This window comes from Peribacillus sp. (genome assembly GCF_059453735.1).
This window is the reverse complement of sequence record NZ_JAZVJO010000331.1, coordinates 1-12,367: the sequence shown is the minus strand read 5'-3', so window position 1 is coordinate 12,367 and position 12,367 is coordinate 1. Positions and strand designations below refer to the sequence as shown.

General features: G+C 39.2%; 14 protein-coding genes. 8 read left to right on the top strand and 6 right to left on the bottom strand.

Annotated features, from left to right (window positions below; translation table 11 throughout):
- Positions 1-295: 295 nt before the first annotated feature.
- Positions 296-1,132, bottom strand: coding sequence for an alpha/beta fold hydrolase (locus AC52RT_RS10555; RefSeq protein WP_495540709.1), 837 nt, complete (start codon positions 1,130-1,132; stop codon positions 296-298).
- 147 nt (positions 1,133-1,279) lie between these two features.
- Between AC52RT_RS10555 and AC52RT_RS10550 the strand changes: the two genes are divergently transcribed.
- Entirely contained in the window at positions 1,280-1,780 is a 501-nt protein-coding gene (locus AC52RT_RS10550; protein WP_495540708.1) for an Lrp/AsnC family transcriptional regulator, read from the top strand.
- Entirely contained in the window at positions 1,777-2,943 is a 1,167-nt protein-coding gene (locus tag AC52RT_RS10545; RefSeq protein ID WP_495540707.1) for an aminotransferase, read from the top strand. Before AC52RT_RS10550 ends, AC52RT_RS10545 begins: the two co-directional genes overlap by 4 nt.
- 143 nt (positions 2,944-3,086) lie before the next feature.
- Here AC52RT_RS10545 and AC52RT_RS10540 read toward each other — a convergent pair whose 3' ends face one another.
- Both AC52RT_RS10540 and AC52RT_RS10535 read right to left on the bottom strand, forming a co-directional pair.
- Positions 3,087-3,449, bottom strand: a complete 363-nt coding sequence (locus AC52RT_RS10540; RefSeq protein ID WP_495540706.1) for a helix-turn-helix domain-containing protein — start codon at positions 3,447-3,449, stop codon at positions 3,087-3,089.
- Positions 3,450-3,548: 99 nt separating this feature from the next.
- A complete protein-coding gene (locus tag AC52RT_RS10535) occupies positions 3,549-4,892 on the bottom strand; it encodes a sodium-dependent transporter (RefSeq protein WP_495540705.1) in 1,344 nt (447 codons plus the stop codon).
- Between the two features lie 355 nt (positions 4,893-5,247).
- Between AC52RT_RS10535 and yugI the strand changes: the two genes are divergently transcribed.
- Positions 5,248-5,661 carry a S1 domain-containing post-transcriptional regulator GSP13 gene (yugI, locus tag AC52RT_RS10530; RefSeq protein WP_495540704.1) on the top strand — a complete coding sequence of 138 codons (414 nt, stop codon included), beginning with the start codon at positions 5,248-5,250 and terminating at the stop codon, positions 5,659-5,661.
- Positions 5,662-5,753: 92 nt separating this feature from the next.
- Here the strand turns inward: yugI and AC52RT_RS10525 are convergent, their stop codons facing one another.
- Entirely contained in the window at positions 5,754-5,987 is a 234-nt protein-coding gene (locus AC52RT_RS10525) for a DUF378 domain-containing protein (protein WP_340846991.1), read from the bottom strand.
- A 132-nt stretch (positions 5,988-6,119) separates the two neighbouring features.
- On the opposite strand from AC52RT_RS10525, the gene AC52RT_RS10520 reads away from it, so the two are divergent.
- The 4 genes from AC52RT_RS10520 (at position 6,120) to AC52RT_RS10505 (ending at position 9,522) form a co-directional block, all read left to right on the top strand.
- The gene (locus tag AC52RT_RS10520) at positions 6,120-7,283 is read left to right on the top strand and encodes an iron-containing alcohol dehydrogenase (RefSeq protein ID WP_495540703.1); all 1,164 of its coding nucleotides are present in this window, start codon (positions 6,120-6,122) and stop codon (positions 7,281-7,283) included.
- Positions 7,284-7,365: 82 nt separating this feature from the next.
- Complete coding sequence (locus AC52RT_RS10515) at positions 7,366-8,712, top strand: glucose-6-phosphate isomerase (RefSeq protein WP_495540702.1); 1,347 nt, start codon at positions 7,366-7,368, stop codon at positions 8,710-8,712.
- Between the two features lie 103 nt (positions 8,713-8,815).
- Positions 8,816-8,956 carry a hypothetical protein gene (locus AC52RT_RS10510; protein ID WP_495540701.1) on the top strand — a complete coding sequence of 47 codons (141 nt, stop codon included), beginning with the start codon at positions 8,816-8,818 and terminating at the stop codon, positions 8,954-8,956.
- Positions 8,957-9,120: 164 nt separating this feature from the next.
- Positions 9,121-9,522 carry a YugN-like family protein gene (locus AC52RT_RS10505; protein ID WP_495540700.1) on the top strand — a complete coding sequence of 134 codons (402 nt, stop codon included), beginning with the start codon at positions 9,121-9,123 and terminating at the stop codon, positions 9,520-9,522.
- 62 nt (positions 9,523-9,584) lie between these two features.
- Here AC52RT_RS10505 and AC52RT_RS10500 read toward each other — a convergent pair whose 3' ends face one another.
- Together AC52RT_RS10500 and AC52RT_RS10495 are read right to left on the bottom strand one after the other, a co-directional pair.
- Positions 9,585-10,394, bottom strand: coding sequence for an ion channel (locus AC52RT_RS10500; protein WP_495540699.1), 810 nt, complete (start codon positions 10,392-10,394; stop codon positions 9,585-9,587).
- 139 nt (positions 10,395-10,533) lie between these two features.
- A complete protein-coding gene (locus AC52RT_RS10495) occupies positions 10,534-11,820 on the bottom strand; it encodes a glycoside hydrolase family 18 protein (protein WP_495540698.1) in 1,287 nt (428 codons plus the stop codon).
- 172 nt (positions 11,821-11,992) lie between these two features.
- Between AC52RT_RS10495 and AC52RT_RS10490 the strand changes: the two genes are divergently transcribed.
- Entirely contained in the window at positions 11,993-12,196 is a 204-nt protein-coding gene (locus tag AC52RT_RS10490) for an alpha/beta-type small acid-soluble spore protein (protein ID WP_040374861.1), read from the top strand.
- Positions 12,197-12,367 lie beyond the last annotated feature (171 nt).

Below are 12,367 nucleotides of genomic sequence, written 5' to 3'. Positions count from 1 at the left end.
AATTACTAACCATCAAAAATAATGCAAGTTGCTCCTTCTAAAAGCTGACCATTTTCTGTGGATCAGCTTTTTTTGATTTTGCACTAGGACGTATAGCCCTGCTGAACAAGTTGTATTAATGGAGTCTTTGGATACCACGCTGGGTATACTCGTCATATGAAAAGGTGCTAGACGGGAATAACCACCTCTCAGACGGGAATAGTGTTCATCCAGACGGGAATAACCTTATTCGAGACGGGAATAATCAGGATTTAGCTGTAGAAAGAAAGAAAATACCCCCCGCCCCATGGAGCCGTCATCCTTCATTTGTAATAAAATTGTCAATATGACGAAACACTTCTTCTGGTTTTTCCTCTGGCAGTAAATGTCCTGTGCCTTCTATGATGATTAGCTGGGAACTGGGAAGATCTTTGTGTAGTCGTTGACCGATTGATAGTGGAACGACTTTGTCGTAGCGTCCCCAGAGGAGAAGGCAGTTGGTGTGAATGGTATGTAAATCGTTTTCCGTTAGGTCAGCTTCTTTGTCGCGGGCCATTTTTCCTAGTGCTTTGAAGATGGCTTTTCCTTGGAGAAAGGGTGCAGTATATCCGTCTCGCATGTCATCGTCGATCATCGATTGATCGTAGACAACTTGTCGGAGGTTTTTTTCGATACCAGATCTTTCGAGATAGCGCTTGACGAAATAGGAGAAAAAAGGCACATAGCTGGCTTTTTTTAACCATCGAGAGGGAGCTGCTAAATAACCTGATCCGGCAAGTAATATTATTTTTTCTATCAGATCCGGCCGTTGTTTGCACATATTTAACCCTATTTGTCCGCCCATGGAATGGCCAATTAAAATCACTTTTTCCAATTCGTGCATGTCAATAAAGGTTAGAATCGTCTTTGCAATATTAGTCAGAGAGTATGTATACTTACTGCTCTTTCCGCTTTGCCCAAAAGGGGGGATATCAATCAAGTAGACTGTATACTTCTGGGCAAGGAGTGAAAGCAGCTTGCGATAACAAAAAGTTGATGAAAGAAATCCATGTAGTAAAATTAATGTTGGTCTTCCTTCGGGATGTTGATACAGTTCATAATAGAGTTCGTTTTCTTCAATAGTTTGGGTGCCTTTATAGATCGTTAGTTCCATCGAGCTGTCCTCCTAGGGTTCACACTTTTCATTATCGTGCCCTTATTTTCCTATAACGCAGCAGCTTGTATTTGATATAATAAAAAAAGTTTACTAACAACTGTAACTTATGTATTACATTATAGAGCAAAGAAAGTGGGGAAAGGTATGCATTTAAATGACAAGGAATTAGAAATATTGAGAATTATCGAAAAAAACAGTCGAATTGACTATGGTGATTTGGCGAAAATGGTAGCCTCCTCCGAACAAGAGGTTGAAGAAACGTTAACAAAACTTGAAGAGATGCGGGTAATTGTACGGTATGCGTCTATTATAAATTGGGCAAAAATAGATGAGCATCACGGGGTCACCGCTATGATTGATGTTAAGGTTACGCCTAAACGAGGTGTGGGCTTTGATGAAGTGGCACAGCGGATTTATCGGTTTAAAGAAGTTGAGTCTGTTTATTTAATGTCAGGTGTATATGATTTATCTGTTATTGTCGAAGGAAACTCAATGAATGAAATTGCAAGATTTGTTTCTGAAAAGTTATCAACACTTGATTCTGTAATCTCTACAACCACACATTTCATTTTGAAAAAATATAAGCATGATGGCACGATTTTTGATCAGCCAGAAGAAGATAATCGAATTGTGGTGTCACCATGACAAATGAGAAGTATGTGTCAAAAACGGTTGCTAGTCTGCCGCCATCAGGCATTCGAAAGTTCTTCGATTTGGCTGCTAATATGGAAGGTGTCGTCTCACTTGGTGTTGGAGAACCGGATTTTGTTACCTCTTGGTCCGTACGAGAAGCGGCTATTCACTCCTTAGAAGAAGGCAGGACATCGTATACGGCAAATGCTGGCTTACTGGAACTGCGTACGGAAATTGCCGGCTATATGGAACAAGCCTTCAACGTCTCATACCAGCCTGAACATCAAATCTTAGTTACGGTTGGTGCAAGTGAAGGAATTGATCTTGCGTTACGGTCTATTATTAACCCAGGTGAAGAAGTACTAGTGGTTTCGCCATGCTTCGTTTCGTATGCTCCCTTAGTTACAATGGCTGGAGGGGTTCCTAAAATCATTCATACGACCGGTGAAAATCAATTTAAGCTGACGCCAGCAGAATTAGAAGATGCGATTACCCCCAATACCAAGGCGATGATTATTTGTTCACCGAATAACCCTACTGGCACACAGCTGAATAAGGAAGAGTTAATTAAAATTGCTGAGATCATTAAGAAAAATGATTTGCTGGTGATAGCAGATGAAATCTATGCAGAGCTAGCGTATGATGAATCATTTACCTCCTTTGCTTCAGTCGGAGATATGATTAATCGGACCATTTTAATTAATGGATTTTCCAAAAGTTTTGCAATGACAGGCTGGCGCCTTGGGTTTGTCTGTGCGCCACGGGAAATTCTTGAGGCAATGTTAAAGCTCCATCAATATACGATGATGTGTGCGCCCACAATGGCCCAGTATGGTGCATTAGAGGCATTGAAACATGGTTGGGATGATGTAGAAGATATGCGCACTAGCTACAGGCAGAGAAGAAATTATATCGTTAAATCTTTCAATGAAATTGGCTTGGCTTGTCATAACCCAGGTGGCGCCTTTTATGCGTTTCCATCCATCGCAAAGACAGGCTTAAGTTCTCAAAAATTTGCAGAAAAACTGCTTCTTGAAGAAAGAGTTGCGGTTGTACCCGGGGATGTTTTTGGAGAAAGCGGTGAAGGGTATATCCGTTGTTCTTATGCATCATCACTGGTTCAACTTCAAGAAGCAGTGAAACGAATAGCACGATTTATGAAGAATTATCAATAAAAAAATAGGGCTCCCAAGCTTTGGGGGCCCTATTAAAAAGGGGGAATACTTGAAAAACATCAGAAAGGAATGTTTTTCAGGGCAAATAGAATCCTGACTAACCTTAGATGTCTTACGATTAGTCTTGCCATTATTCTTTATCGTTATACTGATTGATCATGATTTAATTCATACATTTTTTTCATAATATAGGTATAGTCTTCTGCATTTAATTCCTTGAACTTACGTAGAATCATCTTCGTCTTTTCGTGTCCCAGCGCAGTTATGAGCTGTATGATTTCTTGATCAATAGCATGACGGACGGTGTATTCGTGCTCTAATAGTTCCGAAGCAGGTAAATCAAGGACAGTTGAGATTTTCAATGCCGTCTGAGTATCGGGAATCTGCTCTCCAGACTCATACTTTTCAATCGATTTTGTGCCTAGTCTTGCTTTAACAGCTAACTCTTGCTGTGTCAGATTTTTCTTTTCTCGATATGTTTTTATTAGTTTACCGATATCGGTCATTGCAATTCACTTCCTTAGAAAGAGATTTTGCCTCTACCTAATTTTACCATGTAAACAAAGGAATTAGATCGTATAAAAATGTATTTTTCTTGATGATTCCTAAATAATTCCCAAAGAACTTAAAAGGATGAAGAAAATTCCGATTGGAGCCACGTAACGGATTAAGAAATACCACACTTTAAAAAATTTCCCTGTACTTGCTGTTCCAAGTTCAAGCTCTTTCTGCACTTCAAATCGTTTCATTTGATACCCAACGAAAATGGATATCAGCATGGCACCTAAAGGCAGAGCAATATTACTTGTCAGGAAATCAGCTAAATCAAAAATGGTTTTGCCGAAAAGTTTAACATCAGATAGAACGCCAAAGGACAGAGCACTTGGAATCCCAACGACGAATACAATGAGACCAGATATCCATGATGCTTTTTTGCGTTTTTTAGTGTCATTCTTAGTCATAACAGCAACCATAATTTCGAGAATGGAAAATGCTGAGGTTAAGGTTGCAAATAAAAGCAGAACAAAAAAGATAGCCATAAAGAAGGTACCAAAAGCCATTTCATTAAAAACGGCTGGTAAAACAACAAATACGAGCCCAGGACCGCTGGCAGGATCAAAGCCGAAAGCAAAGACGGCTGGGAAAATAACCAAACCTGCAAGTAATGAAATGAAGATATTTAAAGCGACAACTGAAAAGGCCGACTTAGCAATATCCTCCGCTTTGCTTAAATAAGAAGCATAAGTGACCATTACAGATATACCCACACTTAGTGCGAAGAATGATTGCCCGAGTGCCAGTAGAAACGTTTCTTTAGAAAGAGATGTAAAATCAGGCTGTAAGAAAAATTTAATCCCTTCCATTGCTCCGTCAAGAGTAACGGAACGAATCAATAGCACAATAAACAGGACAAACAATGCCGGCATCATATATTTAGATGCTTTTTCAATTCCTTTTTGAACACCGCCCTGCACCACTAATATGGTTAGAATCATAAAAGCGAATTGAGCTAGTATGGTTTCCGTTGGGCTGCTGATAATGTCGTTAAATAATCCATTATAGTCAGTCTGACTAAGGCCTGAAAGTGAGCCTGAGAAGCTTCGTACTAAATAAGAGAGAATCCAGCCACCGACAACGCTATAAAAGGATAGCAAGATTAGGGAGGCAATGACTCCTCCATACCCAATTAAATACCATGGCTTTTTAGGTGCAATTTTTCTATAAGCACTTACAGCATCCTTTTGCGCATTTCTGCCGATAATGAACTCAGCTATTAATATCGGTGTACCAATTAAAAGGGTAAATAGTATGAACAGTAGTAAAAAAATACCGCCCCCATTTGTCCCTGCCATATAAGGGAATTTCCAAATCGCTCCTAACCCAATAGCAGACCCTGCTGCTGCTAAAATAAATCCAATCTTAGATGTCCATTGCTCTTGGTTTGCCATAGTTGAATAACTCCTTTTAAAATACAATCAATAATAAATCGAAAGGTATCTTTTATAAAATGCTGAATTGTGAATATTTTTACTATACTACTATGTTTTTTAGGGAAGGACAAGAGGGGAATTATTGCTGTAATCGGCGTGTTTCTAATATTAGGAATTTCATCCAGATGTCTGGAGGACTGAATTGAAAAGAAATAGGAGAATGTAAAGACAAGTCGTTCTTTAAATTACAGGTTTAAACAATGTTCGATGTGTGTTAAAATGAATATAGATGTTTTGATTATTTGCAAAAAGTATGATATAATTTTATATTGCGTGTAATAGAGGAAAAATATACTTATATAGGAGTGTTACAATGTCTGAAAAATTCGAAGTTGGATCAGTTGTTACTGGTAAAGTAACCGGCATTCAAGCATATGGTGCATTTGTTGCGTTAGATGAGTCTACACAAGGTTTAGTTCATATTTCTGAGATTACTCACGGATATGTTAAAGATGTTAATGAACATCTTAAAGTGGGCGATGAAGTTCAAGTTAAAGTACTTTCTGTTGATGCATCAGCAGGTAAAATCGGATTATCAATTCGTGCTACTGAAGAAGCTCCAGAAGTTCCTGCTTCACCAGCTAAAAAAGCCCCTAAAAAACGTCAAGCAGCTATTAAAACTTCAACAACAACAACTAATGATTCAAATGAAGGCTTCAATACGTTGAAGGACAAGCTTCAAGAATGGATCGAACAATCCCAACGCGAAGATTTAATTAAAAAATAATTTTCGACGGCTGCTCTCTTAAGAGCAGCCGATTTTTTTTTATTTTATAATGAACGAAAGAAATGGCCGGCAATCGCCGGCCATTTCTTTATTTAACGTTCTGTCCTTGTTTCAGGTTGCGTAGAGCGTTCTTCACTCGGTTTAAATAAAAGACCGAGATTAACCAATCCTGCTATTCCGACAAGACCGAATATGATACGGGAAATGGCAGAACCTTGGCCACCGAAGATGGCACCTACGAGGTCAAATTGGAAAAATCCAATCAGCCCCCAGTTAATGGCGCCGATTATTGTAAGGACTAGTGCAGCTCTTTGAATGCCACTCATAGTATTTCCTCCTTTTAGTTCGAACATCTATAGTTTGCTGCATAACCCGAAATTTATTCATTTACTCAATCCGATATTTTGTAATTCTAAGCGCGATTCTTCATAATGAAGAAAAAAGGAGGCTGTTTTTTAATGAATAATTTTACGTATCAAAACCCCACCAAATTAATATTTGGTAAAGGACAACTTGAACAACTATCAAAAGAAATTCCGCAGTACGGAACAAAGGTACTTCTTGTTTATGGCGGCGGAAGTATAAAGAAGAACGGCCTTTATGATGAGATTATGACACAACTCAAAAGCATAGATGCAGATATATATGAATTAGCCGGTGTAGAACCGAACCCGCGAATTAAGACAGTACGTAAAGGTGTAGAAATCTGTAAAAAAGAAAAGATTGAATTTATACTAGCAGCCGGCGGTGGTAGTGTAATCGATTGTACCAAGGCGATTGCAGCAGGGGCTAAGTATGATGGAGATGCTTGGGATTTAGTGACTAAAAAAGCACCAATTAAGGAAGCACTTCCCTTTGGAACCGTTCTGACGATTGCGGCAACAGGGTCAGAGATGAATTCAGGTTCGGTCATCACCAACTGGGAAACAAAAGAGAAATATGGCTGGGGAAGTCCATTGACATTCCCGAAATTCTCCATCCTTGATCCAGTAAATACGTTTACTGTTCCAAAAAATCATACTGTTTATGGAATGGTCGATATGATGTCTCACGTATTTGAACAATATTTTCATCAAAAAACAAATGCACCACTTCAGGACCGCTTTTGTGAATCATTACTTCTTACGGTGATTGAGTCTGGTCCTAAGCTGTTAAATGAATTAGATAACTATGAACTCAGAGAGACCATTCTTTATTCAGGTACGATTGCTCTTAATGGATATTTACAGGTTGGATATCGAGGAGATTGGGCATCACATAATATAGAACATGCTGTATCAGCGGTATACGATATTCCTCATGCTGGCGGTCTGGCAATCATTTTCCCTAATTGGATGAAGCATGTGCTTCATGAAGATGTTTCTCGTTTTAAACAGGTAGCAGTCCGCGTGTTTGGTGTTAATCCTGAAGGAAAAACAGATGAGGAAACAGCACTCGAGGGAATTGCAAAACTACGTGAATTTTGGAGCAGCTTAGGTGCGCCCACAAAATTGTCGGATTATGATATTGATGATTCGAAATTAGAAGAAATGGCTGATAAAGCTATGATTAACGGCGAATTTGGTAACTTTAAGAAGTTAAATCGAGAAGACGTACTCGCAATATTACGTGCATCCCTGTGATTTTTAAAAAGTAGAATCTTGATTAATGGAACAGCTTTGTATAAAGTGAAAAGGTACTCTTATAGAAGATGGAGGAACTAACATGACTCATGTACGTTTCGATTACTCAAAAGCATTACCGTTCTTCGGTGAACATGAAATTACTTACTTACAAGATGCTGTAAAAGCAGCGCACCAATCTCTGCATGCTAAATCAGGCGCAGGAAATGAATTTCTAGGCTGGATCGATCTTCCAGAGAATTATGATAAAGAAGAATTTTCACGGATTCAAAAGTCCGCTGCAAAGATTCAAAAGGATTCAGAAGTTTTACTAGTCATTGGCATTGGTGGTTCATACCTAGGAGCTCGGGCTGCTATTGAAATGCTGCAGCATAGTTTCTATAATGCACTTCCAAGTAACCAGCGTAAAACACCACAAATTATCTTTGTTGGAAACAACATTAGTTCGTCCTATATGACCGATGTAATGGATTTATTAAAAGATAAAGATTTTTCGATCAATGTCATTTCTAAATCAGGTACAACGACAGAACCTGCTTTGGCATTCCGAATTTTCCGTAAACTTCTCGAAGAAAAATATGGAGAGAATGAAGCGAAGTCTCGGATTTATGCTACGACAGATAAAGCAAAAGGTGCATTAAAAACACTTGCAACAGAAAAAGGTTATGAGTCGTTCGTCATTGCGGATGATATTGGCGGCCGTTATTCTGTATTAACTGCTGTAGGATTATTACCAATTGCAGTTAGCGGTGCAAATATTGAAGAAATGATGAAGGGAGCTGCAGAGGCACGTCAAGATTTCAGTTCCGATGAACTTTCAGAAAATCTTGCGTATCAGTATGCTGCTGTTCGCAATGTACTTTACAATAAGGGTAAAACGATTGAAATGTTAATTAACTATGAGCCAGGCTTACAGTATTTCTCTGAATGGTGGAAGCAGCTGTTTGGTGAAAGTGAAGGAAAAGATCAAAAAGGAATATTCCCTTCATCAGCCAATTTTTCCACTGACCTGCATTCATTAGGTCAATATGTACAGGAAGGTCGCCGTGACCTTTTTGAAACAGTTATTAAAGTTGACCAGGCACGTCATGAACTAACCATTGAGGCAGAAGAGAATGATTTGGATGGCTTGAATTATCTGGCTGGCAAATCAGTTGATTTTGTTAATGATAAAGCGTTTGAGGGGACATTGCTTGCTCATACAGATGGCGGTGTACCGAATTTAATCGTAAGTATCCCTAAAATGGATGCTTTTACATTCGGATACCTTGTGTATTTCTTTGAAAAAGCGTGTGCAATCAGCGGCTACCTACTAGGGGTAAATCCGTTTGACCAACCAGGAGTGGAAGCATATAAAGTAAATATGTTTGCTTTACTAGGTAAACCTGGCTTTGAGGAAAAGAAAGCGGAACTAGAAAAACGTCTGTAATAATGAATGAATCCGGAGCGGCTAGGCTGCTCTGGATTTTTTTATACATTTCGGTAATATCTTACGATTCATTTACCTAAATAGGAGACGAGTACTATGCAAATTGATTCTACTTTATCGAGTGCGGCCGTTAATGGTGCCGCCAGAGTTTAAGAAACACCAAGCAGAAATTGAGAAAATAAACCATAGTGATAAGGATGACGAACAATTGCAGGTTCGGATCCAGCAGATAACCATGCTATAACAGCTCGAGAAGAACGAACAAAAACAAACAAATACATCGAACCAAACAGGTACACTTGAAATTAGTTCATAAGCCGCGGCTTTATTTGAAAGATAGGTTCTTTCTTCGGATGATTTTTCCGGTGTGGGTAAAGCTAATCTAAAAAAGAAAAAGGAGATGTTTGAATGATTGAGTTGTCTTCTTCACTTTCAGGTAAGACCTTCCCGCTGTCTGATTTAGAACAAAAGTTGAAACCGCTGGGCTATTCAATTGGCGGTAATTGGGATTATGAACATGGGTCTTTTGATTATAAAATGGATGATAAGGAAGGGTATTTGTTTTTACGATTGCCATTTAAAGCTGTTAATAGCGAGCTTGATTCTTCAGGTGCTGTCGTAGAACTGCAACAGCCCTTTTTATTGTCTCATGTCTACCAGGATAGTGTTGATCCAGAGGGGAATATCGGGAATGTAACCGCTGCTTTTAACCAATTTGCTGAACCGAAGGATAAGGATGGGGAATTTCCTGAAGACTATATTTCTCTTGGTCAGGCTCATTTGCATGAGGTCGAAAAGGTACTCTTATAATAGCTGCGTTTTGTGAAAAAAAAGAGCGCCCTGGGTCGGCCTTCTCTTTGGAGAAGGCTTTTTTACTTGGAGGGAAGCTCTTCCTCTTCAAAAACGGTTTTACCGGTAATAAGTGCCTTAACCATATAAAAACTGGCGAATTTATTGGTTTCAATTAATCCGTTTGCTCCGGCTCTTAAGGCATTTAGACGCTGTTCTTCCGTTAGGATTTCAATTAAACAATAGATAGCAGGGTTCAGTCCCTTAACGGCGAGAAGGGTAAGAATTGAAAACATGTCTGTGTGAAACTCATTCTGCTGTAGATCAGCTGTAATAAGAATTTGTTTTGCTTCATGAATGTTTGCTTTAAACAAGATGTTATCTTCAGCAGCTCGACCATGTATGAAATGAATGTTTGTGCGCGGCAGTGGATGTCTGGCTAAAGATTCATCAATTAGGACAATAGGCAGCTGTGGTTCTCTTTCATGCATATCCGCGATAATATACCGAGAGCGTTCATTCCAGCCTACAATGATTAACTGATCTTTACCCTTGAATGGTTTTTTTCCCTCAATAAAGGATTTCTCTGAGGAAGCGGCTACTGTCGCAATCGAGGCGAAATAAGTGGCAACAATTCCAGCTCCAGAAAAAATTAGGACGATCCCAACTGCTTTACCCAAAGGCGTTACTGGAACGAAGTCACCATATCCAATTGTCCCCGCAGTAACTATCGCCCACCAAATCCCATCAAAGAACGTAAATGTTTGTGGTTCTACTAGGTGAATAAGAGTGCCAAAAACCAGTAAAAATAGACAAATAAGCACGAGCAGCCGAGCTAGACGCGGCCAGCGTGGATAGCTGTCATAAAATTGTTTCACTCGGACTCTTAGCATGTTTCTCACACTCCTTAATTCCATTATGTACAAAAAAAAATGGATTCATAAGGTAGTCATTTATTTTGTTACAAGTAGTCATTCAAAAAGAAAAAAGCTGTACTCAAAGGTTTCGGACCTTTTGAGACAGCCTTTCTGTTTATGCCCGTTTCCGAACATTAAAGTTATCGCTGATTAAGAGCCAATTTTGCGGGAACGCGAGACCTAGTTTCCAATAACTCATTCCTCGTAGTTTTAATTCTTTTAGAAGGTCAAATTTCGCCTGAATGGAGCGGGCATCTTCAAACCAAACTTCATGCTGTTTATCATCGTTATCTGTATATGTGTAATGGGGAGCTTGAGCGGTTTGATCATATTCAATGACCACTTGGTAGTCAGCGGCAATTTCGATCGCTTGTTGTGGACTGACAGCTTTGGCAGTTGTTCCCTGTACAAAAGGAAGAGTCCAGTCGTAACCGTATAAATTTTGGCCCATAAGAATCTTGGAAGAGGGCATTTCCGTGATGGCATATTCTAATACCTTCCGAACAGGACCAATCGGGGAAACAGCCTGTGCGGGTCCTCCACTGTATCCCCATTCGTATGTCATGATTACAACGAAATCAACAATTGCGCCAATCGCCTTATAATCATGAGCTTCATACCAGCGGCCTTTTTGCTCGGCACTAGTTTTCGGAGCTAAGGCTGCGGATAACAGCCACCCCTCTTTTTGGAAGCGAGTTTTCATTTTTTGAAGAAATTGACTATAAGCCGTGCGGTCCTCAGGACGAAGATACTCAAAATCAAAATGAATGTCTTTGAATCCATATTTTTTTGCTGTTCTAACAATCGTGGTCACAAACTTAGTTTGTATGTCCATATCGGTCAGCAGAATTCGTCCGAGTTCATCATTAAATTGGTCATTTTCCTGATTGGTAATAACCATCATTAAAACATTGCGATTATTTCTAGCGATTTCGGCAAAGTTATTTAGGAGCGGCTCTTTAAGAGAACCATCGCGCTTTGCTTGGAAACTAAATGGTGCTAAATAAGTTAAGTATGGTGCATTTTCAATAGCGCTCTGCTCTAAGACAGTAGATACTTTAGATCCACGCGGCTCAATATATGCGTTAAATTCGGCTGTTGTTTTTGTTCGAGCTGGTATATAAAGCCGGTACCCAACGGAAAGTTGTTGATTTTCTGAAAGGCCATTAATTCTTGCTAGTTCCTGATACGGAATGTTTACCTTCTGAGCAATACTATAAAGGGAATCTCCTGGCTGAACGAAATAATAACTGCCTACAATAGGGATCACGATATTTTGTCCGACAACTAAGTTGGTTGGGTTCGGAATTTTATTTGATTCGATCAGTCTGTCTACAGTGACCCCGTAAGTTGAAGCAATACCTGACAACGTTTGATTCGGTTGAACAACATGTATTTGCAAAGGAATATCCTCCTTCTTGTAGATGACATGCTTATTAGAAATAGACTTCATTATTAATGTATGAGAAAAGATTTCATTCATGATAAGTGAATAAACAACTTTCAATAAATTGGCAAACATACATTAGGGGAGAAAAGTAAATCATTAATAGTAGAGAGGAGGTGAAAGACATATGGCAAATAACAACAGCAGTAACGATTTAGTAGTACCAGGAGCAGAACAAGCACTAGAACAAATGAAATATGAAATTGCTTCTGAATTTGGAGTGAATTTAGGTGCAGAAACAACTGCTCGTGCGAACGGATCGGTTGGTGGAGAAATTACTAAGCGTTTAGTACAAATGGCTGAACAACAACTAGGCGGATCGTCTCGTTGATAAAACCTTATAAATATGGATAAAAGAAGGGGCCGATGCCCCTTCTTTTTTACATTGATTCGAGATCATGTCTAGTTTGGAGAATGCCTATAGCGGCTTCTGGAAAATCAGTCATTATCACATCTACCCCGAATTCAGCCAATCTTAGAATCCACTCCTTTGAATTAGCCA

Excerpts from the sequence above, each read along its gene's own strand:
- AC52RT_RS10555 (WP_495540709.1), bottom strand. The coding sequence starts at position 1,132 with ATGGAACTAACGATCTATAAAGGCACCCAAACTATTGAAGAAAACGAA.
- AC52RT_RS10550 (WP_495540708.1), top strand. The coding sequence starts at position 1,280 with ATGCATTTAAATGACAAGGAATTAGAAATATTGAGAATTATCGAAAAA.
- AC52RT_RS10545 (WP_495540707.1), top strand. The coding sequence starts at position 1,777 with ATGACAAATGAGAAGTATGTGTCAAAAACGGTTGCTAGTCTGCCGCCA.
- AC52RT_RS10540 (WP_495540706.1), bottom strand. The coding sequence starts at position 3,449 with ATGACCGATATCGGTAAACTAATAAAAACATATCGAGAAAAGAAAAAT.
- AC52RT_RS10535 (WP_495540705.1), bottom strand. The coding sequence starts at position 4,892 with ATGGCAAACCAAGAGCAATGGACATCTAAGATTGGATTTATTTTAGCA.
- yugI (WP_495540704.1), top strand. The coding sequence starts at position 5,248 with ATGTCTGAAAAATTCGAAGTTGGATCAGTTGTTACTGGTAAAGTAACC.
- AC52RT_RS10525 (WP_340846991.1), bottom strand. The coding sequence starts at position 5,987 with ATGAGTGGCATTCAAAGAGCTGCACTAGTCCTTACAATAATCGGCGCC.
- AC52RT_RS10520 (WP_495540703.1), top strand. The coding sequence starts at position 6,120 with ATGAATAATTTTACGTATCAAAACCCCACCAAATTAATATTTGGTAAA.
- AC52RT_RS10515 (WP_495540702.1), top strand. The coding sequence starts at position 7,366 with ATGACTCATGTACGTTTCGATTACTCAAAAGCATTACCGTTCTTCGGT.
- AC52RT_RS10505 (WP_495540700.1), top strand. The coding sequence starts at position 9,121 with ATGATTGAGTTGTCTTCTTCACTTTCAGGTAAGACCTTCCCGCTGTCT.
- AC52RT_RS10500 (WP_495540699.1), bottom strand. The coding sequence starts at position 10,394 with ATGCTAAGAGTCCGAGTGAAACAATTTTATGACAGCTATCCACGCTGG.
- AC52RT_RS10490 (WP_040374861.1), top strand. The coding sequence starts at position 11,993 with ATGGCAAATAACAACAGCAGTAACGATTTAGTAGTACCAGGAGCAGAA.